Below are 21887 nucleotides of genomic sequence, written 5' to 3'. Positions count from 1 at the left end.
TAGAAGCCCGATCCGCCGCCGATGAAGCTGGCGGAAGACCGGGCATGGCGCGTTATTATTAATAAACCGGCATCGGTTCGCTGGAGAAGCGCAGCGCCTGCAGCATATGCAGCAGCGCGCTCACCGTGTCGAGCGACGTGAGGCACACGACGCCGTTCTCGACCGCCTCGCGGCGGATGCGGAAGCCGTCGCGCTCCGGCGTCTTGCCCTTCGTCAGGGTGTTGACGACGAATTGCGCCTGGCCGGTGCGGATCAGGTCGACGATGTTCGGCGAGCCCTCGCTCAGCTTGTTGCAGCGTTTAACGCGCATGCCGGCCGCTTCGAGCGCGTCGGCCGTACCGCCGGTGGCGATCAGCTTGTAGCCGAGGTTGTAGAAGCCGCGCAGGATCGCGATCGCTTCATCCTTGTCCTTGTCGGCGACCGTCGCAATGATCGAGCCCGACTGCGGGATTTTCATGCCCGAACCGATCAGACCCTTGAACAGCGCCTTGGCAAAGTGGCGGTCGCGGCCCATGACTTCGCCCGTCGACTTCATCTCCGGCGTCAGCGTCGGGTCGACGCGGCGCAGCTTGGCGAAGGAGAACACCGGCACCTTGACCGATACGTGCTCGTCTTCCGGCCACAGGCCGTCCTTGTAGCCCAGGTCGGCCAGCTTCTCGCCGAGGATCGCGCGGGTCGCCAGGTTCGCCATCGGGATATTCGTGACCTTGGACAGGAACGGTACGGTACGCGACGAGCGCGGGTTAACCTCGATCACGTATACCTTCTCCTGCCAGACGACGAACTGGATGTTGACCAGGCCGACCGTCTTGAGCGCCTTGGCGATGCGGATCGTGATGTCGACCGCCTGCTGCTTGATGTCGTCCGACAGCGTCTGCGGCGGATACACCGCGATCGAGTCGCCGGAGTGGACGCCCGCGCGCTCGACATGCTCCATGATGCCCGGGATGAGCACCGTCTCGCCGTCGCAGATCGCGTCGACTTCGATTTCCTTGCCGAGCATATAGCGGTCGATCAGGACCGGGTGCTCCGGATTGATCTTGACCGCGACCTTCATGTAGGCGAGCAGCTCTTCGTCGGAGTAGACGATCTCCATCGCGCGTCCGCCGAGGACGTACGAAGGACGTACGAGCACCGGATACCCGAGCTCCTGCGCCGTACCGACCGCCTCGTCGACGGAAGTGACGGTGCTGCCCTTCGGCTGGGCGATCTCGAGTCCGCGCAGGAGCGCTTCGAAACGCTTGCGGTCTTCGGCTTCGTCGATGCTGTCGAGCGAGGTGCCGAGGATGCGCACACCTGCCTTGGACAGCGGACCCGCCAGGTTGATCGCCGTCTGGCCGCCGAACTGGACGATGACGCCGAGCGGCTGCTCCTGCTCGATAACGTTCATGACGTCTTCGAAGAAGAGCGGTTCGAAGTAGAGGCGGTCCGACGTGTTGAAGTCGGTCGATACCGTCTCGGGATTGTTATTGATAATGACCGCTTCGTAGCCCGCGTTGCGGAGTGCCCATACGGCGTGCACGGTCGAGTAGTCGAACTCGATGCCCTGGCCGATGCGGATCGGCCCGGAGCCGAGTACGATGACCTTTTGCTTGTCGCTCGGGAGCACTTCGTTCTCCGTCTCGTACGTCGAGTAGTAATAAGGCGTCGTCGCTTCGAACTCGGCCGCGCAGGTATCGACCATTTTGTATACCGGCTTGAGGCCTTGCGCGAGACGGTGCTCGCGAATGTCGGCTTCGACCGTCAGCGCGGCGGACGCGCCCTGGCCCTCGCGGCGCAGCTCGGCGATCGCGCGGTCCGTGAAGCCCATGCGCTTCGCCTTGTACAGCGTCTCAGGCGTCAGGCCCGGCTCGCGGCGAATGACGTCCTCGAACGAGACGATGCGTTCGATCTTATCGAGGAACCACCAGTCGATGCTCGTCGTGTCCTGGATGTGCTGCAGGCTCCAGCCGCGGCGGAACGCTTCGGCGATCAGGAACAGGCGCTCGTCGTCGGCCTTGGCCAGACGCGTCGTCAGCGTTTCTTCGTCAAGCTCTTCCGCGCCTTTCAGGAACAGCCGGTGCACGCCGATCTCGAGCGAGCGAACCGCCTTGTGAATCGACTCCTCGAACGTGCGGCCGATCGCCATCACTTCGCCGGTCGCCTTCATTTGGGTGCCAAGCTTGCGGTTGGCGTCCGTGAACTTGTCGAACGGCCAGCGCGGGATTTTGCTCACGATATAGTCCAGCGTCGGCTCGAAGCAAGCGTACGTCTGTCCCGTAACGGGGTTGACGATCTCGTCGAGCGTGTAGCCGACAGCGATCTTGGCCGCCATCTTGGCGATCGGGTAGCCCGTTGCCTTGGAGGCGAGCGCCGAGGAACGGCTGACGCGCGGATTGACTTCGATGACGTAATATTGAAAGCTGTGCGGATCGAGCGCGAACTGTACGTTACAGCCGCCTTCGATATTCAACGCGCGGATGATCTTGAGCGAAGCCGAGCGCAGCATCTGATACTCGCGGTCGGACAGCGTCTGGCTAGGCGCCACGACGATCGAATCGCCCGTGTGCACGCCGACCGGATCGAAGTTTTCCATGTTGCAGACGACGATGCAGTTGTCGTTCGCGTCGCGCATGACTTCGTACTCGACTTCCTTCATGCCGGCGATCGACTTCTCGACCAGGCATTGGCCGATCGGGCTGTAGCGAAGGCCGTTCGCCACGATCTCGCGCAGCTCTTCTTCGCTGCCGGAGATGCCGCCGCCCGTGCCGCCCAGCGTATAAGCCGGACGCACGATGACCGGGTAGCCGATCTCGTTGGCAAAATCGACCGATTCTTGGACCGTCGTGACGATGACGCTCTCCGGTACCGGCTGCTCGAGCTCGCGCATCAGGTCGCGGAACAGGTCGCGGTCCTCAGCCTTCTCGATCGCGGTCAACTGCGTGCCGAGCAGCTTGACGCCTTCGGCTTCAAGCACGCCCGCGCGCGCCAGCTCGACGGCCATATTGAGGCCCGTCTGGCCGCCGAGCGTCGGCAGCAAGCCGTCAGGACGTTCCTGGCGGATGATCTGGGATACGAACTCGAGGTTGATCGGTTCGATGTAAACTTTGTCGGCCATGTTCGTATCGGTCATAATCGTGGCCGGGTTGCTGTTGATCAGGACGACCTCAAGGCCTTCTTCCTTCAGCGCCTGGCAAGCTTGCGTACCTGCGTAGTCGAACTCGGCCGCCTGGCCGATAACGATCGGACCTGAGCCGATGACGAGAATCTTTTTGAGTTCATTATTTCTGGGCATACTGCAGTTCTCCTCTCAGCATCTCCGACAGTTGCGCTTGCCGCGGGCGTTCGGGGTTTTTCAGCTTGTGCTCGCGGATCATCTCCAGGAACTGGTCGAACAGATAGCTGCTGTCGAACGGTCCGGGAGCGGCTTCCGGATGGTACTGGACGCTGAAGGCCGGGAATTTGGCGTGCTTCAGGCCTTCGATCGTCTTATCGTTGTTGTTGATATGCGTCACGACGAGGTCGGTGCCCGCGACGGACTCTTCCTTGACCGTGTAGCCGTGGTTCTGCGAAGTAATGTAGCAGCGGCCGGATTCGAGCTCCTTGACCGGGTGGTTGCCGCCGCGGTGGCCGAACTTCAGCTTGTCGGTGTCGGCGCCGCAAGCGAGCGCGAACAGCTGGTGACCGAGGCAGATGCCGAAGATCGGATATTCGCCGAGCAGCTGGCGGACCGTCTCGACCGACTCCGGCACGTCCTTGGGATCGCCGGGGCCGTTGGACAGCTGGATGCCGTCCGGGTGCAGGCGGCGAATCTCGTCGGCCGTCGTGTTGTGAGGCACGACGATAACGTCGCAGCCGCGCTGCGTCAGCTCGCGCAGGATGCCGCTTTTCGCGCCGTAATCGATCAGCACGATACGTTCCTTGGTGCCCGGGCTCGAAAATACGTTTTTCGTGGACGTCCAGGCAACCTGGTTGCGCGGCAGCGGCGTCGAGCCCATGCGCTCTTGCAGCTCCTCGACGCGCTCGCTTCCCGTCGTCAGAATGCCTTTCATTACGCCATGGCGGCGAATGATCCGCGTCAGCATGCGCGTGTCGACTTCGCTGATGCCGATGATGCCGTACTCTTTAAGAAGATGGCCAAGGGAATCCTGGGCGCGCCAGTTGCTCGGCACTTCCTCGTAGCGGCGCGTGACGAAGCCGTGGATGAACGGCCGCACCGACTCGAAGTCGTCGCGCGTGATGCCGTAGTTGCCGATCAGCGGAAACGTCATCGTGACGATCTGCCCGCAATACGACGGATCCGAGATGACCTCCTGATATCCTGTGATGCCTGTATTAAATACGACCTCGCCCACCGACGCGCCTTCCGCGCCGAACGATTGCCCCGTAAACAGGGTGCCGTCTTCAAGTAAAAGTCTCGCTTGCATCCCGATCACTCCTCGCTGCTTTTAAGTATGCCTTGTTCTTCGCTCCAGACCGTCTTGCCCGCGACTATCGTAAGCGTCGGCCAGCCCGACAGCTTCCAGCCCGTGAACGGGGTGTTGCGCCCCTTCGTCAGGAAGCTCGCCGGGTCGACTTCGCGCTCGCCTTCCAGATCGATCAGCGTGATGTCCGCAGGCGCCCCGACTTCAAGCGTCCCCGTCGTCAGCCCGAACACCCGGGCAGGATCGCTCGTCATCCGGCTCAGCAGAAACCCGAGCGTCCAGCGGCCGGTCTTGACGAATTTCGTGTACAGGAGCGGAAACGCCGTCTCGAAGCCGACGATGCCGAACGGTGCGCGCTCCATGCCCTTCGCCTTCTCTTCCTCGCTGTGCGGCGCGTGGTCGGTGACGATAATGTCAATCGTCCCTTCCTCGAGCGCCCCGATGCAAGCCTCCACGTCACGCGGCGTTCGCAGCGGCGGGTTCATCTTCCAGCTCGTGTCCATGCTGTCCGGGATGTCTTCGTCCGACAGCAGCAGGTGGTGCGGACATACCTCCGAGGTGACGTTCACGCCGACCGACTTGCCAAGCTTGATCAGTCGGATCGACTGCTCGGTGCTGACGTGGCAGACGTGATAGTGCACGCCCGTCGCCTCCGACAGCAAAATGTCCCGTCCGACGTGGATCGCTTCGGATTCGTTCGGAATGCCCTTCAGCCCGTGCCTTTTGGCAAATTCGCCTTCGGATACCGCGGCGCCTACGACCAGCGAATCGTCCTCGCAGTGCGCGATGATCGGCATGTCGAGCGACTTGGCCAGCGCCATCGCGTTTTTCATCATTTGCGCGTTCTGCACGCCGACACCGTCGTCCGTGAAGCCGATCGCGCCTGCGCCTTTAAGCGATTCGAAGTCGGTGAGCTCGCGGCCGAGCTCGTTTTTGGTGATCGCCGCGTACGGGAGGACGCGCACGCCGCAAGCGGCCTGGGCCTTGTCCAGCACCAGCTTCACCGTGTCCGGCGTATCGATGACGGGCCGCGTGTTCGGCATGCAGGCGATCGTCGTAAAGCCGCCTTTCGCCGCCGAAGCCGTGCCGCTTGCGATCGTTTCTTTATGTTCGAAGCCGGGTTCGCGCAAGTGCACGTGCATGTCGATCAATCCGGGCGATACGAGCTTGCCGGCGGCATCGATGACCTCGGCGCTGCCTACGTCCGGCGCAGCGGAACCGTCGAGCCATTGCGCGACCAGGCCGTTCTCCAATTTCAAGTGCTTCTTGACCGTATTTCCGGTCTTTGGATCGATTGTAAGTCCGTTAAGTATCCAGGTCGTCGTCAAAGGATTTCCTTCCTCCTTTTGCTAGTAAAGCAGCTCTGCCCGTTCAAAATGCTCAGCCGCCGACTTCCGCTTCCCGCGGATGCTTGATCATCACCCGGTCGTCGCCGTCGAACTCCGTCAGCGACACCTCGATCTGCTCGTGCTTCGACGTCGGTACGTTTTTGCCGACGTAGTCGGGCCGGATCGGCAGCTCGCGATGACCGCGATCCACGAGGACGGCCAGCTGGATCGACTGCGGGCGTCCGCAATCCATGAGCGCGTCCATCGCCGCCCGGATCGTGCGTCCCGTATAAAGCACATCGTCGAACAGGATGATGCGCTTGTCCTTCACGTCGAACGGGCGGTCTCCGTCGCCGCACACGACACCGGCCGCCGCCCCGTCCGCCATTGGGCGATCGTCGCGATACCGCGTAATGTCGAGCTCGCATGCCGCGATCGGATTGCCTTCGATCTCGCGGATCCGCTCGGCGATCCTTCGGGCCAGATAGACGCCCCGCGTCCGGATGCCGACGATCGCGCAACCTTCGATCCCTTTGTTTTTCTCCAAAATCTCGTGCGCGATCCGCGTCAGCGCCCTGCGGATGGCAGCCTCGTCCATAATGATGTTCGGGGATTCCTGCACGGGTGCGCCTCCTCCTCGGTAAGACGGCATCAAAAAACCTCCTTGGCTAGCCAAGGAGGTCGGGACATACGAAGATGATGACGCTGGGAACCGGACCGCATAGCCGGTCCAAGTACGATCCGCGTCGGATCTCATCCATAGTATTCGCGCCACCTTGCCAGTCTCACGGGACTGAATTAAAGGTACGGTTTCATTGGTTCTCATTATCGCATTTTCGACATGGACTGTCAACAAAAAGCGGGGGCTCGAAAGCCCCCGCCTAAGCCAAACCTTAAAATTCGAATTCGACGTCCGTCAGACGGCGCTTGATCTCGCCGATGACGCGGCGTTCTTCTTCCTCGCCGGCGGCAAGGAACGTGACGGAGAAACGCACGAAGTGGCCGGCGTCATCCCACGGAACCGTAGAGATCAGCTTTTCGCGGATGAGGAATTGGGAGAAATCCTCGCCCGTCTCAAAGCGCTGGCCGCCTTTAATGCCCTTCGGCGCTTCGACGTAAAGGAAGAACGAGCCCTTCGGCTTTTCGGCTTTGAAGCCGATTTCGTTCAGCGCGGCGACCAGCAGGTCGTGACGGCGCGAATACTTCTGCGCGATCGCTTCGGTGATCGACGGATTCGCAAGGCCGTAAGCGGCAGCTTTTTGAATGGCGATGAACTGGCCGGAGTCGTTGTTGTCCTTGATGTCGCTGAACGCCTTCACGATCAGCGGGTTGCCCGCGACGAAGCCGATCCGCCAGCCGGTCATGTTGTAAGACTTGGACAGCGAGTGCAGCTCGACGCCGACATCCTTGGCGCCCGGGACGGACAGGAAGCTGAGCGGCTTCACGCCGTCATAGGTGAGCGCGGCATACGGCGCGTCGTGCACGACGACGACTTCATTTTTCTTCGCCCATTCGACCACCTCCGCGAAAAACGCGGGCGTTGCGGCAGCTCCGGTCGGATTGTTCGGGTAGTTCAGGTACAACAGCTTGGCGCGCTTCGCGATGTCGGCCGGAATGGCGGACAGATCGGGAAGGAAGTTGTTTTCCTTGGTCAGCTTGATGTTGTAGACTTCGCCGCCCAAATACTTGGTGTGCGTGCCGAGCACCGGATAACCCGGTACCGTCATGATGGCGACGTCGCCCGGATTGATGAACGCGGAAGGCATCATCGCAAGCGCCGGCTTGGAGCCGATCGAGTGGACGATCTCGGTGACCGGATCGATGCCGTCTACCGAGAAGACTTCCTTGAGGTACTTCGCGGCGGCAGCTTTGAACTCGGGAATGCCGTTGTCGGCATAGCCGCGGTTCTCGGACTTGGCCGCTTCTTCGGCGAGCTTGGCGATGATGCCGTCGTCGGCCTTCTCGTCGGGCTCGCCGACGCCGAGATCGATCAACTCGATATCGGGAAATGCAGCTTTGGCCGCAGCCTTGGCGCGCTTGATCTTTTCGAACTTGTAAATGTTCGTATCTTTGCCGTAATTCGCGCCGCCGATGCGGTCCGCAAATTGCTGCTGAATGAAGGTTCCTTGATATTGTTCGACGCTCACTTGACGACACTCCTTGTCCGATGGCGGACGTGTGATGGGATCGCTTGCTATGGTATCAATATGCCTTAAAAAGGGCCCCCGCCGCCATGGACAAATCCGTCGATCATTTGCAGAAATTCTAGCGCGAAAAATCTAACGCGTGCGCAGCATGTACAGCGCATGCTCCATATCCTGGGGAAGCGGAGCTTCGAAAAGGAGCCGCTCTCCGGTGCGCGGATGATCGAAGCCGAGCACGCCCGCATGAAGCGCTTGTCCCTCCATGCCAAGCGTACGGCCCGCGCGGCCGCCGTAGAACGGGTCGCCGACGATCGTATGTCCGATATATTTCATATGAACGCGGATCTGGTGGGTACGCCCCGTCTCGAGCTGCAGCTCGACCAGCGTGTAGTCCCCGAAGCGCTCGATTACCGTAAAATGGGTTACCGCCCGCTTTGCGCCTTTTTCCGTAACCGTGAACAGCTTGCGGTCGCTGCTGTCACGCCCGATCGGCGCGTCGATCGTCCCGCGGTCATGCGGCACGTTGCTGTATACGAGCGCGGTATAGCGGCGCGTAACGGAGTGATCCTTGAGCTGCTGCGCGAGCGATGCATGCGCCAGATCGTTTTTGGCCGCCATGAGCAGGCCGGACGTATCCTTGTCGATCCGGTGGACGATGCCCGGACGCAGGCTGCCGTTGATCCCCGACAGGTCGCGGCAGTGATGCAGCAGCGCGTTGACGACAGTGCCCGAGGCGTGCCCCGGCGCAGGATGCACGACGAAGCCCCGCGGCTTGTCGATGACGATGACATCCCCGTCTTCATAGACGACGTTCAGCGGAATGTCTTCCGGCTGCGCCTCGATCGGCGCCGCGTCGGGCACGTCTACGGTCAAGACGCTGCCGGCGTGCAGCTTGGCGTTCGGCTTGATCTTCATGCCGCCAATCCGGACCTGCCCGTCGCGGATCCAATCCTGGATCTGCGACCGCGACACGGACTCGTCTCCGATCGCGCCGGCCAAGAACTTGTCGACCCGCTGTCCCGCGGCTTCTTCGCCGATTTCCCAGGACAATGTGCCCGCAGCGCTTTCCTCGTCATCGTCGGGCATCACGAACGGACGCTCCCCTTCCGGGGGCGCCGTTAAAGTAATTTCTTCATTTTCAGACCGGCTGGTGTTCGCTCGGTTCGTTCTGTTGTTCATTCTTGGTCTCCTGTGTCGGTGCTGGCGTGAGCAGCGAATCGAGAATAATCAGACATACGCCGACGACGATCGCGGAATCGGCGATATTAAAGATCGGGAACGTATAAGATCCGAAATTGAATTGCAGAAAATCGACGACTTGTCCGTAAAACGCGCGATCGAGAAAGTTGCCGAGCGCTCCGCCCAGAATGAGCGACAACGCAGCGAGCATCAGCCTTCTGTTGTTCCGGTGAGAACGGTTCAAATAGATGACGATGGCGCTCACGACGACGACGGTAATCAGCAGGAAAAACCAGCGCTGCTCCTGCAAAATGCCGAAAGCCGCTCCCCGGTTGTGAATAAACGTGATGAGGAAAAAGTTGCCGATGACCTTGATCTGCTCGTTCAGTTCCAGGTTGTGCTCGATGAGCTTCTTGGATACGTAATCGATGGCGAATACGATCGCAGCTGCAAGGTAGTACACCCATAAGCCGATTTGACGTCGTTGCATGTCCGGATTGCCGCCCTTCCGCGAATGATTCTGACCGCTTTGGCCGAATGCACTGATTTTAACATACCGCCGGAGCGGGCGTCCAACGTCTTTCGCCAATTCACGGCAGCGCCGCCAATAGATGCTCTCCCTTGGTCCGACATGATTATCCGCCCGCGCGAGCAAACTAGCTTTCGTATGGAACGCCTTGTCGCTACGCGACAAAATCGAGGAGGGATCGGCATGCATCGTACGTTGTCCGACAGCTACATGTCCCAGCAGCGCCGCCGGCTCTTGGATCTTCGGGCCGATATCGAGAGCCGCGTCGGCGCGAACGGGCACTTCGGCCTGACGGATAGCTACCGCGACGCCACGGGCGATCTGAGCGGCATCGACAATCATCCCGCGGACGCCGGCACGGAGACGTTCGAGCGGGCCAAAGATATCGCCTTGCTTGAACGCGAGGCGCTGACGCTGGAAAAAATAGAAGCGGCCGTCCGCCGCATGGACACGGGCGAGTACGGCATTTGCGAAGCCTGCGGCAAATTCATTCCAACGAAGCGGCTCGACGCGATGCCGACCGCCGTGTACTGCGTCGAGCACGAGCCGCTTCAGGCGGAAAAAGAGGGCCGCCCGGCCGAAGAGCTGTTCTTGCATCCGCCGTTCGGGCGCACCAGCATGGACGAGAGCGACGAGCAGAACGGCTTCGACGGCGAAGACGCCTGGCAGATCGTCGAATCTTGGGGCAACTCGGACAGTCCGGCCATGGCCGAAGGCAACAACAACGACGATTACGGCGCGCTCTACATCGAATCGGATGAAAACGACGGCTTCGTGGAGCCCATCGAAAGCTTTCTCTCTGCGGATATTACCGGTCACTCGAGCGGGATCGTGCGAAATAGCGCCTATCGAAGGTACCTCGAGTCGCACGAAGGCGAAGGCTTGCTGGAGCCGGACGTTTGGTCCGACGAACAAACGAACGATTAAAGGAACAAGACGCCTGCCTTTGGGCGGGCGTCCGTTCGTTATCGCATCCGATCTCGCAATCGCAGGGGGCAGACGCATAACGGCTCCTCAATAATGCTCGATTTCCAGCTGCCGCTGCACGATCTTGACGATTTCGGCAATATAGTCGCCGATGATCGGCAAATTCAGCGCACCGAGTATTTGAAGCAGCCATACGATCGTAGCCGCAAAAAATGTAAAGCCCAGCGCGATGCCGACGCCCCTGGCGATGCCCGACAGCCAATTGCGCCATATAAGCTGCCACGGCCTGCTCATCAGGTTTACATAATCTCTAAGCTGCGCCTTCTCCATCTGCACGGCCAATTCGTCCAGCCGCTTGGACAATCCCTCGAGCATACGCCGCAGCGCCCCCGCCTCTTCCGCCAGCGTCTTCATCCGGGCGTCCGACCTCGCGCCCGGCTTATTCTCGCTCATGCCGCTCTCCTGCCTCCCGCGCAAAAACGAGCCCTGCCGCCGGAACGACTGGCCGAATGGCCTCGCGTTCGCTTGCGGACAGGACTCGTTATCGCTTCCTGCTCTTATTCAGGTTGGCACAAATGGCGGCGGTTCATACGCCTGCGGAGCGGACGGGTATCTGGCGCAGAAGCTTCGCCGAGACTCGGCCAGAGCAGGGCCGTCGCTTAGCCCGCTACGATCGCGATGCCGATCCGTAGCTCGCCGGCCTGCACGGTCTCCGTCGCATCGGTGCGTCCGAACGAAACGTCGTTGACGAGCACGTTGTCGCGCAGCACGCCGTCATAGGCGCGGAGCGCCGCCTCGGTCTCTGCGTCCGCCTCGAGCACGAGGCCGACTCTTTGCTCGATCGGCAGATCGAGCTTTTTGCGCTGGTCCTGTACGGCTCGGATGACCTCGCGCACGATACCTTCCTGTACGAGCGCAGGCGTCAGCTCCGTGTTGAGCGCGACGGTGATGCCGCCGCCGGAGGCGGACGCGAAGCCCGGTTTCGCCTGCTTCTCGACGAGCAGCTCGTCGAGCGTGACGGCGAGTGCTTCGCCTTCCGGCGACGCGTAGGCCAGCTCGCCGCTCGACACGATCGCGCGCGTTTCCTCCGCCGACAGCGACTTCAGCTTGCCCTGGATCGGGCCGACGTGCTTGCCGTACTTTTTGCCCGCCAGCTTCAGGTTCAGCTTGAGCGTATAATCGACGAATCCGCTATCCTCGGTCACAAGCGTGACGGCCTTGACGTTGATCTCGTCCTTGACGATCTCCTCGTACTCGGCGGCGTCGAACGGCACGCTCAGCGCGACGAGGAGCTCGGATAGCGGCTGGCGCGTCTTGAGGCCCGTTTCGTTGCGCACGTTGCGGGCCAGCTCTACGATGCCGCGGGCCGTCTCCATATCGCGTTCGAGCGCATCGTCGATCGCGCCGGCGTCGGCAATCGGGTAGTCGGCCAAATGGACGCTGCCCTTGCCGCCGAGGTTGCCGTACAGATCTTCGGCAAGGAACGGCAGGTAAGGCGCGATGAGCTTCGACAAGGTCAGCAGCACGGTGCCGAGCGTCTGGTAAGCCGCGACCTTGTCCTCGCCCAGACCGCTTCCCCAGAAGCGGTCGCGGGAACGGCGCACGTACCAGTTGGACAGCTCGTCGACGAACGCTTCGATGCGTTTTGCCGGGTTAAGGAAATCGTTGGCGTCGAGTCCTTCGACGGTGGCGCCTACGAGCGAGTTGAGACGCGACAGGATCCAGCGGTCCAGCTTGCTCTCCGACGGCCTTGCCGCGTGCTCCTCCGGCTTGTAGCCGTCGATCGTCGCATACAGCGCGTAGAACGCATGCGTGTTCACGATCGTGTCGACGACCTTGGACTTCGCTTCCGCGACGATGCCCTTGGAGAAACGCTTGCTGTTCCAAGGCGCGCTGTCGGCGAGCAGCGCCCAGCGGAAGGCGTCGGTGCCGAATTCTTCGATGATGTCCCAGGGATCGATGACGTTGCCCTTGGATTTGCTCATCTTCTGCCCGTTCTCGTCTAGCACGTGGCCGGTCGAGATGACCGACTTGTATGGCGCCCTGCCGTTGTACAGCGTAGACACCGCCAGCAAGCTGAAAAACCAGCCGCGCGTCTGGTCGATCCCCTCGCAGATAAAGTCCGCGGGGTATTGCTCCTCAAAGCGCTCCATGTTCTCGAACGGATAATGCTGCTGCGCGAACGGCATCGAGCCGCTGTCGAACCAGACGTCGATGACTTCCGACGTCCGGTGCATCGTGCCGCCGCATGAACAGCGCAGCTCGATGGCGTCAACGTAAGGCTTGTGCAGCTCGATGTCCTCGGCGACCTCGCCCACGGCCGCAGCGCGCAGCTCCGCGATGCTGCCCGGCGATTTTTCCGCGCCGCAGTCGTCGCAGGTCCACACGTTCAGCGGCGTGCCCCAGTAGCGGTTGCGGCTGATGTTCCAGTCCACCAGATCCTCGAGGAACTTGCCGAACCGGCCGTCGCGCAGATGCTCTGGATACCAGGCGATGCTTTTGTTGTTCTCGATCAGCTGTTCCTTGACCGCCGTCGTCTTGATGAACCAGCTCTCGGTTGCGTAGTACAGCAGCGGCGTCTTGCAGCGCCAGCAGAACGGGTAGCTATGCTCGTGCTTTTCCTTGTGGTACAAAAGGCCGCGCTCCGACAGCGACTTCACGATATCGATGTCGACCTCCGGATCCTTGACGAAGCGTCCGGCGAAGCCCTTCACCTCGTCCGTATAGCGGCCCTGTCCGTTCACGAGCTGCAGCATCGGTACACCGTGCTCGCGGGCGACGCGATAGTCGTCCTCGCCGTGCGCTGGCGCGATGTGGACGATACCCGTACCGCTCGCGTCGGAGACGAATGCCGCGTCGATGATCCGGTAAGCGCCGTCCAATGGTCCGCCCGCATAAGGGAAAAGCGGCTCGTAAGCCAAGCCGACGAGGTCCTTGCCTTTTATGGTGCCGAGCGTCTCGTATTCGCCCTTCATGACTTTATCGGCCAGCGCGCCGGCGACGATGTACGTCTCGCCGTTTTGGCTGACGCGCACGTATTCGATATCCGGATGCACGGCCAGCGCGACGTTGGACGGCAGCGTCCAAGGCGTCGTCGTCCAGGCCAGGACGAACTCGCCGCTGTCCTTCAGCTTGAACTTGGCGGTAGCGGTCAAGTCCTTGACGTCTTCGTAGCCCTGCGCAACCTCGTGCGAGCTTAGCGTCGTCTGGCAGTCCGGGCAATACGGGCTGACGCGATGACCGCGGTACAGCAGGCCTTTGCCATGGATCGCGGACAGCAGGTGCCATACGCTCTCGATGTATTTGTTATCCAGCGTGATATACGGATTATCGAGGTCGGTCCAATAGCCGATCGCCTCGGTGAGCTCTCTCCATTGGCGCTCGTACTCGAACACGCTCTCTTTGCACTTTTTGATAAACGGCTCGACGCCGTAGTTCTCGATCTCCTGCTTGCCCGAGATGCCGAGCTGCTTCTCCACGCCGAGCTCGACGGGCAGGCCGTGCGTGTCCCATCCGGCTTTGCGGGTGACGCGATAGCCGGACATCGTCTTGTAGCGGCTTACGAAATCCTTGATGACGCGGCCGAGCACATGTCCGATGTGCGGCTTGCCGTTCGCGGTAGGCGGGCCTTCGTAGAAGACGAAGTTCGGCTTGCCGTTGCGGTTTTCGATGGATCTGCGGAACGTATCCTCGGCCTTCCATTGCTTCAGTACGCGCAGCTCGCGGCTGCGGGCTTTTTCTTTGACGTCCACGCGACGCATGACCATCATCCTTTTCTCGTGAATTGTAATCGATTCTGAAAATAAAAAAAGCCCGCCCCCGTAAAAGGGACGAGACATCTCTCGTGGTACCACCCTTGTTCAGCCGCAGTCCTGTCCATGCGACGGACGCGGCGCTCAAGCCGGACATCCGGCATGCGTTAGGCATGGCGGTCGATCCGGTATCCCGTAACGTGGGAAGAACCGGCCGGTCTTAATGATCCGGGCAAAGTGCCGGACGTTCGGATCGGCGTCTCGGGGAGGATAGGCGATGCGGCGTCCAACGTTGGCTCGCAGCAGCCGCCAACTCTCTGGGATGGTTCATCCGCACGCCGTTCCCGTCATCGACGTTAACGCGTATAACCCATTTATACGGCGAAGAGGCCGATTTGTCAAATCGGCGTTCGCCCATCTTTTTCGATCAACTATCGTCTACTCTACAATCTCGCGTACCCGCGGCTCATTGTCCCGCGAGCGGGACTCCGGCGGCTCAAGCTTCTCCCAGCCGTCCTGCGTGAGCAGGTCGAGTTGCGTCTCCACGAGCGTGCGGAATCGCGCACGGTAGATCGCCGCCTGCTTCTTCAGCTCCTCTACTTCAAGCGCATACTTGCGCGACTTGGAGAGCGATTCGTTGATGATGCGGTCTGCATTCTTCTCCGCTTCCTTCACGATGAGCTGGGCTTCCTTCTTGGCATTGCTCTTGACCTCGTCGGCCGCTTCCTGCGCGACAATAATCGTCTTGCTCAGCGTCTCCTCGATATTCGCGAAGTGGCCGAGTCGCTCCTGCAGGCCGACGATTTGGTTCTGAAGCTCTTTGTTGTCCCGGATCATCGCTTCGTAGTCCTTGATGATCTGGTCGAGGAATTCGTTCACTTCGTCTTCGTCGTAGCCGCGCAATCTGCGCCCGAATTCCTTGTTATGAATATCCAATGGCGTCAATGGCATTGGCCGTTCCTCCCGTGAATCGTGTTCTTGATCCGCGACAGCTCGCTAGATCGCTATCTAAGGCAGATTCGACGCGAGACGCGAAATTCCTGCTTGATTCTACACATATTTGCCGATACGCAAGCGAATCCGGCCGCTTTTCGAGATGCCTTCGGCCTCCAGTACGCGGAATCTTCCGAATCCTTTGAACGATACGATGTCGCCCTCTCGCAGCTGTGCGGACGGATCCTCCACCGTTTTGAAGTTCACCCGGCAGCGCCCAGCGCGGATCGGATCCATGATTTTCGCGCGGCTGACGCGCAGCACGTCGCTCGCGATGCCGTCGAGCCGCATCGAGGCCACGGAGATCGCGCTTTCCTCAAGCTTCACCGGCACGGCAAGAAGCCGGTCCAGCGGCAGTACCGACGCCGACGTCTCGAGTCGGTGCACCTGCTTCAGATGCGAGCGCAGGAAATCGCCGATCTCGCTGGCGATCAGCACATGGCATCCGTCGTCGCGGACATGGATATCGCCGATTTTCTCCCGCTTGATCCCAAGGCCGAGCAGCGCCCCGAGGTAATCGCCATGATCGAGCTCGGCTTGCCGGCGGTCGTCGCTTGCGATATCGAGCACGACGATGCCGGCATCCTCGCCCTCGAGCGGCCGGTAATCCGGGGCGATGAGCGCTCTGACCCGCTCCGCGCCTTCATAGCCGCCCTCGAGTCGGATCGCGGCGTCCGGGTGCCGGTTGGCCAGCGCATACAAAATATGCGCCTGGCGCGGATCGAGAAAATCGGTACGCCGAAGCTCATGCTGCTCGGCGGCCCGCTCGACCCACTCCCAGGCGCGGTCCACGAAGGACTTTTCGTCAGGAAGGAAATGTGCGTAAATATCGCTCTTGCTCATGCTGGTCCGGTCCTTTCCCTTTAGGACACGCCGAACAGTCCGGCAAGGAAGCGAATGACCTCTTCAAGGCCCCTCACCAAAAACTTCAGCGCGTACCAGGCGACAATCGGCGAGATGTCCAACACGCCGCCGATCGGCGGAATGATCTTGCGAAATGGCTTTAGATAAGGCTCTACGATCTTGCCGAGCAGCTCGCCGATGTAGCTCTGCCTCACATTAGGCAGCCAGGACATCAGCACATAGATTAAGATGAGCCAGCTGTAAATGAGCTGCAAACTATACAGGTAATTAATGACCTGATCCAAAGCCGTCAATGCTGCTGTCACCTCATTTTAGTGTAATCGGCATCCTCCGCGAGAAGCTCCGAGATCGTCCCCGTAATCTCGACCGAATCCGGCGTGCACAAAAAGATGTTCGGACCGAGCTTGGAAATGTGCCCGCCGAGCGCATAAACCGTACCGCTCAGGAAATCCACCATCCGGATCGCCTGATCCCTGCGCACCCGCTGCAGGTTCACGACGACGGATCGTCTGGATTTCAGATGGTCGGCGATTTCCTGCGCTTCGTTGTCGTAGGTACGCGGCTCCGTCAAAATGACCCGAACGTTTTTCTGGGAATGGATGCTCACGATATTATTCTTCCCCGTAGGTTTACGCGGCTCGAAGGCCGAGGTTTCAACTTCCGGCTCATCCTCGTATCCCAGCGGCTCTTCCCGCTCCCGGTCCCGCTCTTGTTCGTCCTGAAGGCCGAGATAGTTCAAGAACTTGTTAACTACGCCCATCATAATCCCTCCGTTATCCGTCGTTCTCTTCGTGACCGACCAGGACGCTGCCCAGACGCACCCATGTGGCGCCTTCTTCGATTGCGACTTCAAAGTCGCCGGACATGCCCATCGACAGCTCCGTCAGCGACTCGTCCAACAACGACATGCCGTTGATCTCGTCCATTAGCTTGCGAAGGCCGGCGAAGACGGGCCTCGTCTCCTCGGCATCGTCTACATTCGGCGCCATCGTCATGAGACCAATCAAGCGGATGCCGGACAGCTTGCCGAGCGAAGCGACAAATGCAGGAACCGCCTCCGGGGCAAGCCCGTGCTTGGAATCTTCGCCCGATACGTTCACCTGAAGGAAACAAGGCACGCGAATGCCCAGCGCTTCGGCGCGCTTATGTATCTCCTCGGCGAGCGACAAGCGGTCCAGAGAATGAATGTAATCGAATTTGCCGACGACATCCCTGACCTTTCTGGTCTGGAGCGATCCGATATAGTGGAAAACGGCTTGTCCTTCGAGCAGCCGCCACTTCTCTTCCGCCGCGGGCCAGCGATTTTCGCCGATATGGCGCATTCCTGCTTCGACTGCGCGCTTGGCCGTATTCGCGGACACGTACTTCGTCACGGCGACGATATTCACGCGACCGGAATTCCGGCCGCTTCTCGCGCACGCCTCGGCGATGCGACGTTCCACGTCTTTAAGCCGCTGCTCCAACGCCATCGCGGCATTCACCTCTATTTCTTCTTACCCAGCCAGCTCATCATTCGCCCGGTTTGTCCCCGTTCCTTGCGATGGGAGAAAAACAAATCCGTGCTGCAGCTGGTGCACCATCCAGACATTTCGATGCGGCTCGGCAATATTCCTGCTTTTATCATAAGATGCTTGTTGATTTCTTTCAAGTTTAGCCGAGATTTGCCTTCGGAAGACGGAACATGGAAGCGTTCGTCGTCGGGCACGAAGCCGCGCACGCGATTCATGACGATATCGTCCACTTCGTAGCAGCAGCCCCCGATCGATGGGCCGATCGCAGCGTACAAGTCTGACGACTCAGTGCCGAACGCGTCTCGCATCGCGCGAATCGTCTCGTCGGCGACGTCGGCAACCGTTCCCTTCCAGCCCGCATGAGCGAGACCAAGCGCGCCGTGCACGGGATCGTAAAAATATAAAGGCACGCAATCTGCGAAGTACATGACCAGCAAAATGTCGGGCTCGTCCGTAATAAGCGCATCCGCATCCTGGATCGCGCTCTCGCGCGACAGCCTTCCGAGGCCCCGCTCCGCGTCCGCGACCCGGACGACGCGGCTGCCGTGCACTTGCTCCGCACAAGTCCACGTCTCAAACGGCCAGCCCAGCGCCTCCGCAATCGCGCGGCGATTAGCGATAACCGCATGCTCATCGTCGCCTACGTGAAGCGCCGTGTTCAAGCCGTCTCTCGGCGGCAAGCTGCTTCCGCCAAGTCGCGCGGAAAAACCGGCGGTCAAGCCGTCGAATTGCGACCAGGGCGCAAGGGACAACAGTCCGGGTTCGTGACGCTCTGCTCTCGCAGATTCAGTCGTATATACAAATGGTTCCATACAGCCCACCTCCGCACCAAGTTTAACACAGGGAAGGCGCCGAGGCGATCTCCGTCAGCGTCCCCCGTTTTCCGCTTCGACGCTCTTGTACGGCCGTGCCTCCTCCAACCGGACAAGCACGACGTCGGTTCCAATCTTGACGATACTCCGCCACGGGATGACCACATCCTCGCCTCCGCCGAAAATACCGAGCACCCGCCCGCCTACCGGCACTACGATCGCGTCGATGCGGCCTTGCCTGAGATCCAGCTCCAGATCGGCCACATGGCCCAATTTTTTGCCGTCTACAATGTTGATGACGTCCTTCGCCTGAAAATCGGATATTTTCATGCCGGCGCTCCCCGCTTTCCGCGGCCCGGGAAGCAGTAGCTTTTGGACCCGGTCAACCGCCCATAATTCAATATATGAGCCATGCCCGGAAATGTTGCCCGTCGTGACTATGCTGCGATAACGGGGCTCAAACGTCAAAAAGACCGGAGTCTCCTCCGGTCCCTTAAGCTCCTTAAGACTCACACTTAAGTCTTGACGTGCTTTTGCATTTGCTGGATCGCCGACTTTTCGAGCCGGGACACCTGCGCTTGCGAAATGCCGATTTCGTCCGCTACTTCCATTTGCGTCTTGCCTTCGAAGAATCGCATGGACAAGATCATTTTCTCCCGGTCGTTCAGCTTGCGCATCGCTTCCCTGAGCGCGATCTCCTCAATCCATTGAATATCCTTGTTGCGTTCATCGCTGATTTGATCCATCACGTAGATCGGGTCTCCCCCGTCGTGGTAGATCGGTTCGAAGAGCGACACAGGGTCCTGAATGGCGTCCAGGGCGAAGACGATATCTTCTTTGGGAACGCCGAGCACTTGCGATATTTCCAAAATCGTCGGTTCGCGGGAATGACGGTTCGTCAGTTGATCCCGGACTTGCAACGCTTTGTAGGCAATATCGCGCAGGCTTCTGGACACGCGAATCGGATTGTTGTCCCTCAAGTATCTGCGTATCTCGCCAATAATCATGGGCACGGCGTAGGTGGAAAAACGGACATTTTGGCCTAAGTCGAAGTTGTCGATCGCTTTCATCAGGCCGATACAGCCGACCTGGAACAGATCGTCCACGTATTCGCCGCGGTTGTTGAACCGCTGAATCACGCTGAGCACGAGGCGCAGGTTGCCGTTGACGAGTTTTTCCCGGGCTTCGAGTTCACCGCGGGTTTGCAGAGCTAGGAACAGTTCCCTCATTTCGGCATTGGTGAGGACAGGCAGCTTTGAGGTGTCCACTCCACAAATCTCCACTTTGTTGCGGGTCAAGTTGTTTCCCTCCCGGGAGCAGCATTACTGTAAAGTATCTCCTGGGATGGGCTTTTTATTCCCACGTTCGGTCGACCGGCTAAGGGTCATACCATCTTGTTGAATTCCTTGCGGAGCCGTTTAATAATTCTTTTTTCTAATCTGGAAATGTAAGATTGCGAGATGCCGAGCAAATCGGCGACGTCCTTTTGCGTCTTCTCTTCGCCGTCGGCCAAGCCGAACCGGAGCTCCATGATCGTGCGTTCGCGGTCGGCCAGCTTGTCGAGCGCTTTGTGCAGCAGCTTCCGATCGACCTGCTCTTCGATATTGCGATAGATCGTATCATTCTCGGTGCCGAGCACGTCGGACAGCAGCAGTTCATTGCCGTCCCAATCGATATTAAGCGGCTCGTCGAAGGACACCTCGGTCCGGGTCTTGCTGTTGCGGCGCAGATACATCAAAATTTCGTTCTCGATGCATCGCGAGGCGTAGGTGGCGAGCTTGATTTTCTTTTCAGGATCGAACGTATTTACCGCCTTGATGAGTCCGATCGCCCCGATCGATACGAGATCCTCGATATGGATGCCGGTGTTCTCGAACTTGCGGGCGATATAGACGACCAATCGAAGATTGCGTTCGATCAGCATCGCGCGAATCGCCGAGTCGCCCGAAGAGAGACGTTCGAGCAAGTACTCCTCTTCCTCTCGGGTCAACGGAGGGGGCAGCGCCTCGCTGCCGCCGATATAATACACTTCTTCGCTTTTCCAGCCCAGCCAGAACAACAGGCGATAGTACGTCAGCTGATACATCAACTTTAATTTAACGGGCACTTGCACAACCTCCTGTTAAGCGGTCTGGGTTGATGATGCCGGCACTTCCACGCTCTCAATCGTGAGATCGGAATGGACGATCGCACGATACGCGCCCTCCGAGGACAGCGCTCCTCCGTCAAGCCCGACAAGGACGCGGCGATGAACGCAGACCCCTTCTTGTCCGGCAGCGTCCTTGATCGACACGCTGTCCGGCTTAACGGCCAGCATCAGCTTCGAGCTCCCCCCGGCAGCCCGGTAGGGAACAAGACGGTATCGGTCCCTGAAAGCGGACAAACCGCCATCGGCTTCTTCCAGCTCGCCAATGAGCCGATCCGCAGATTCGGACCTCAATCGGTCCGCCCACCCTTTCGGAAGCTCGTCGCGCCACAGGGACGCCTCCAGAATCATGACCGGAATACGGGTGAGCGGATCATAGAGACGATTGCCCGTATCGACGAGTCCTCTGCACGACCATTCCCGATCTCCGATTCGGATCGTCACGTCGACGACAAGCGCCTCCAGCCGCTTCCTGCTTTCCCTGCTCTCCGCCTCGCTTCTGTACAGCCAGATCGCCACGCCCAGCGTTACGGCCAGCATGAAGGCCTGTACGTCAAACGACAGCACCATGCCGCCGTCATCCGTGAAGGCAATTCCTCTCCATGGCGAGCCGGACCACTTGACCAGCGAAGAGATGCCGATCACGGCGCCGAGCGTCGCAAAGTTTACCAGGTAAAACGAACCGATCGTCCTCGCGAACTTGAGAGGCCCTCCGTAGCCGAACGTCAGATAAACCATTAAAGCCGAAATCATGAGTTTGGCGCCGAACGAATACAGATAAGGTACGGACGTCACGAACATGGCGGCCGCGTATGCAGCCCCGACGCTGGCAGACAGCGCGACCCGTCTTCGGCGCGGCCGAAGGTGCCTCACCTTTGCCGTCGTCATCAGAATGGACGCGTCGATCGTCAGATTGGACAAAAACACCAAATCCACATAAACCGTCATCGCGCCTCACCCTTCCTTGCAAACCCATCGCTTACGTTTGTCCCTAGGACGAAATGGATTGCTCTCAGTATAAGCGGGCACTTGCGAGGTGTCTGTCTAAACGCGCCGCAGGTTCGGCTGTTTTTTTGTCGAGCAAAATCGGGTTAAGAACATGCGGGACTAGCCCTCAAGATACTGTAATATTATCCCATCCCATGCGGTGCATAAAGGTTCCCGGCGCGTTTACGGCCTTATCCCCTTCGCTCACTTTGACGTAATATGTCATTAGAATGCTTAAGATTGTGTTACGATTTTCTAACAGGGAGAGTCAAAAAAGAATAAAAAGGAGGGGCGTTTAGAAACGCGAAGCGT

21 protein-coding genes are annotated in these 21887 nt (G+C 59.7%); 2 read left to right on the top strand and 19 right to left on the bottom strand.

The genetic code is table 11. The features are described 5' to 3' along the window. Positions 1–58: 58 nt before the first annotated feature. The 7 genes from carB to lspA all read right to left on the bottom strand — a co-directional run bounded on the left by carB (position 59) and on the right by lspA (position 9544). Positions 59–3274: a carbamoyl-phosphate synthase large subunit gene (gene carB / locus ACFSR7_RS32190; protein WP_378168716.1), complete on the bottom strand. Its 3216-nt coding sequence runs from the start codon at positions 3272–3274 to the stop codon at positions 59–61. Next, a complete protein-coding gene (gene carA, locus ACFSR7_RS32185; protein WP_378168714.1) occupies positions 3261–4406 on the bottom strand; it encodes a glutamine-hydrolyzing carbamoyl-phosphate synthase small subunit in 1146 nt (381 codons plus the stop codon). Before carA ends, carB begins: the two co-directional genes overlap by 14 nt. A 5-nt stretch (positions 4407–4411) precedes the next feature. Next, positions 4412–5731: a dihydroorotase gene (locus ACFSR7_RS32180; RefSeq protein WP_378168712.1), complete on the bottom strand. Its 1320-nt coding sequence runs from the start codon at positions 5729–5731 to the stop codon at positions 4412–4414. Between the two features lie 52 nt (positions 5732–5783). Continuing rightward, complete coding sequence (gene pyrR, locus ACFSR7_RS32175; protein WP_378168710.1) at positions 5784–6383, bottom strand: bifunctional pyr operon transcriptional regulator/uracil phosphoribosyltransferase PyrR; 600 nt, start codon at positions 6381–6383, stop codon at positions 5784–5786. A 241-nt stretch (positions 6384–6624) separates the two neighbouring features. Then, the gene (locus ACFSR7_RS32170) at positions 6625–7878 is read right to left on the bottom strand and encodes an LL-diaminopimelate aminotransferase (RefSeq protein ID WP_378168708.1); all 1254 of its coding nucleotides are present in this window, start codon (positions 7876–7878) and stop codon (positions 6625–6627) included. A gap of 132 nt (positions 7879–8010) precedes the next feature. Continuing rightward, entirely contained in the window at positions 8011–8961 is a 951-nt protein-coding gene (locus ACFSR7_RS32165; RefSeq protein WP_378168807.1) for an RluA family pseudouridine synthase, read from the bottom strand. A gap of 52 nt (positions 8962–9013) precedes the next feature. Then, positions 9014–9544, bottom strand: coding sequence for a signal peptidase II (lspA, locus tag ACFSR7_RS32160; RefSeq protein WP_378115427.1), 531 nt, complete (start codon positions 9542–9544; stop codon positions 9014–9016). A gap of 222 nt (positions 9545–9766) precedes the next feature. On the opposite strand from lspA, the gene ACFSR7_RS32155 reads away from it, so the two are divergent. Continuing rightward, on the top strand, positions 9767–10510 hold the full coding sequence (locus ACFSR7_RS32155) for a TraR/DksA C4-type zinc finger protein (RefSeq protein ID WP_378168706.1): 744 nt from the start codon (positions 9767–9769) through the stop codon (positions 10508–10510). Positions 10511–10597: 87 nt separating this feature from the next. Here the strand turns inward: ACFSR7_RS32155 and ACFSR7_RS32150 are convergent, their stop codons facing one another. Beyond that, positions 10598–10963: a DUF5665 domain-containing protein gene (locus tag ACFSR7_RS32150; RefSeq protein ID WP_378168704.1), complete on the bottom strand. Its 366-nt coding sequence runs from the start codon at positions 10961–10963 to the stop codon at positions 10598–10600. Between the two features lie 206 nt (positions 10964–11169). Further along, positions 11170–14271, bottom strand: coding sequence for an isoleucine--tRNA ligase (gene ileS, locus ACFSR7_RS32145; protein ID WP_378168702.1), 3102 nt, complete (start codon positions 14269–14271; stop codon positions 11170–11172). An 83-nt stretch (positions 14272–14354) separates the two neighbouring features. Between ileS and ACFSR7_RS32140 the strand changes: the two genes are divergently transcribed. Continuing rightward, positions 14355–14486: a hypothetical protein gene (locus tag ACFSR7_RS32140; RefSeq protein ID WP_378168700.1), complete on the top strand. Its 132-nt coding sequence runs from the start codon at positions 14355–14357 to the stop codon at positions 14484–14486. Between the two features lie 214 nt (positions 14487–14700). On the opposite strand, the gene ACFSR7_RS32135 is transcribed toward ACFSR7_RS32140, so the two are convergent. The 10 genes from ACFSR7_RS32135 to ACFSR7_RS32090 form a co-directional block, all read right to left on the bottom strand. After that, on the bottom strand, positions 14701–15213 hold the full coding sequence (locus ACFSR7_RS32135; RefSeq protein ID WP_378168698.1) for a DivIVA domain-containing protein: 513 nt from the start codon (positions 15211–15213) through the stop codon (positions 14701–14703). Between the two features lie 99 nt (positions 15214–15312). Continuing rightward, positions 15313–16098 carry a YlmH family RNA-binding protein gene (locus ACFSR7_RS32130; RefSeq protein ID WP_378168696.1) on the bottom strand — a complete coding sequence of 262 codons (786 nt, stop codon included), beginning with the start codon at positions 16096–16098 and terminating at the stop codon, positions 15313–15315. A gap of 20 nt (positions 16099–16118) precedes the next feature. After that, positions 16119–16403: a YggT family protein gene (locus ACFSR7_RS32125; protein WP_378168806.1), complete on the bottom strand. Its 285-nt coding sequence runs from the start codon at positions 16401–16403 to the stop codon at positions 16119–16121. A gap of 17 nt (positions 16404–16420) precedes the next feature. Further along, complete coding sequence (locus tag ACFSR7_RS32120) at positions 16421–16879, bottom strand: cell division protein SepF (protein WP_378168694.1); 459 nt, start codon at positions 16877–16879, stop codon at positions 16421–16423. Between the two features lie 13 nt (positions 16880–16892). Beyond that, positions 16893–17588 (bottom strand): YggS family pyridoxal phosphate-dependent enzyme, encoded by a 696-nt coding sequence (locus ACFSR7_RS32115; RefSeq protein WP_378168805.1) that lies wholly within the window; start codon positions 17586–17588, stop codon positions 16893–16895. Between the two features lie 14 nt (positions 17589–17602). After that, positions 17603–18442 (bottom strand): peptidoglycan editing factor PgeF, encoded by an 840-nt coding sequence (gene pgeF, locus ACFSR7_RS32110; protein WP_378168692.1) that lies wholly within the window; start codon positions 18440–18442, stop codon positions 17603–17605. A 54-nt stretch (positions 18443–18496) separates the two neighbouring features. Further along, positions 18497–18772 carry a YlmC/YmxH family sporulation protein gene (locus tag ACFSR7_RS32105; RefSeq protein ID WP_378168690.1) on the bottom strand — a complete coding sequence of 92 codons (276 nt, stop codon included), beginning with the start codon at positions 18770–18772 and terminating at the stop codon, positions 18497–18499. Positions 18773–18957: 185 nt separating this feature from the next. After that, positions 18958–19740, bottom strand: coding sequence for an RNA polymerase sporulation sigma factor SigG (gene sigG / locus ACFSR7_RS32100; protein ID WP_090115206.1), 783 nt, complete (start codon positions 19738–19740; stop codon positions 18958–18960). A gap of 86 nt (positions 19741–19826) precedes the next feature. Continuing rightward, the gene (gene sigE, locus ACFSR7_RS32095; RefSeq protein ID WP_378168688.1) at positions 19827–20549 is read right to left on the bottom strand and encodes an RNA polymerase sporulation sigma factor SigE; all 723 of its coding nucleotides are present in this window, start codon (positions 20547–20549) and stop codon (positions 19827–19829) included. Between the two features lie 15 nt (positions 20550–20564). Continuing rightward, a complete protein-coding gene (locus tag ACFSR7_RS32090; RefSeq protein ID WP_378168686.1) occupies positions 20565–21536 on the bottom strand; it encodes a sigma-E processing peptidase SpoIIGA in 972 nt (323 codons plus the stop codon). Positions 21537–21887 lie beyond the last annotated feature (351 nt).

It is taken from the genome of Cohnella sp. GCM10020058 (assembly GCF_042683485.1).
GTDB lineage: Bacteria > Bacillota > Bacilli > Paenibacillales > Paenibacillaceae > Cohnella.
This window is presented reverse-complemented; position numbering and strand designations above follow the sequence as displayed.

What these genes read in the sequence shown, in the direction of transcription:
- carB (WP_378168716.1), bottom strand. Translation starts at nt 3,274, where the DNA reads ATGCCCAGAAATAATGAACTCAAAAAGATTCTCGTCATCGGCTCAGGT.
- carA (WP_378168714.1), bottom strand. Translation starts at nt 4,406, where the DNA reads ATGCAAGCGAGACTTTTACTTGAAGACGGCACCCTGTTTACGGGGCAA.
- pyrR (WP_378168710.1), bottom strand. Translation starts at nt 6,383, where the DNA reads ATGCCGTCTTACCGAGGAGGAGGCGCACCCGTGCAGGAATCCCCGAAC.
- ACFSR7_RS32165 (WP_378168807.1), bottom strand. Translation starts at nt 8,961, where the DNA reads ATGCCCGACGATGACGAGGAAAGCGCTGCGGGCACATTGTCCTGGGAA.
- lspA (WP_378115427.1), bottom strand. Translation starts at nt 9,544, where the DNA reads ATGCAACGACGTCAAATCGGCTTATGGGTGTACTACCTTGCAGCTGCG.
- ACFSR7_RS32155 (WP_378168706.1), top strand. Translation starts at nt 9,767, where the DNA reads ATGCATCGTACGTTGTCCGACAGCTACATGTCCCAGCAGCGCCGCCGG.
- ACFSR7_RS32150 (WP_378168704.1), bottom strand. Translation starts at nt 10,963, where the DNA reads ATGAGCGAGAATAAGCCGGGCGCGAGGTCGGACGCCCGGATGAAGACG.
- ileS (WP_378168702.1), bottom strand. Translation starts at nt 14,271, where the DNA reads ATGCGTCGCGTGGACGTCAAAGAAAAAGCCCGCAGCCGCGAGCTGCGC.
- ACFSR7_RS32135 (WP_378168698.1), bottom strand. Translation starts at nt 15,213, where the DNA reads ATGCCATTGACGCCATTGGATATTCATAACAAGGAATTCGGGCGCAGA.
- ACFSR7_RS32130 (WP_378168696.1), bottom strand. Translation starts at nt 16,098, where the DNA reads ATGAGCAAGAGCGATATTTACGCACATTTCCTTCCTGACGAAAAGTCC.
- ACFSR7_RS32120 (WP_378168694.1), bottom strand. Translation starts at nt 16,879, where the DNA reads ATGGGCGTAGTTAACAAGTTCTTGAACTATCTCGGCCTTCAGGACGAA.
- ACFSR7_RS32115 (WP_378168805.1), bottom strand. Translation starts at nt 17,588, where the DNA reads ATGGCGTTGGAGCAGCGGCTTAAAGACGTGGAACGTCGCATCGCCGAG.
- pgeF (WP_378168692.1), bottom strand. Translation starts at nt 18,442, where the DNA reads ATGGAACCATTTGTATATACGACTGAATCTGCGAGAGCAGAGCGTCAC.
- ACFSR7_RS32105 (WP_378168690.1), bottom strand. Translation starts at nt 18,772, where the DNA reads ATGAAAATATCCGATTTTCAGGCGAAGGACGTCATCAACATTGTAGAC.
- ACFSR7_RS32090 (WP_378168686.1), bottom strand. Translation starts at nt 21,536, where the DNA reads ATGACGGTTTATGTGGATTTGGTGTTTTTGTCCAATCTGACGATCGAC.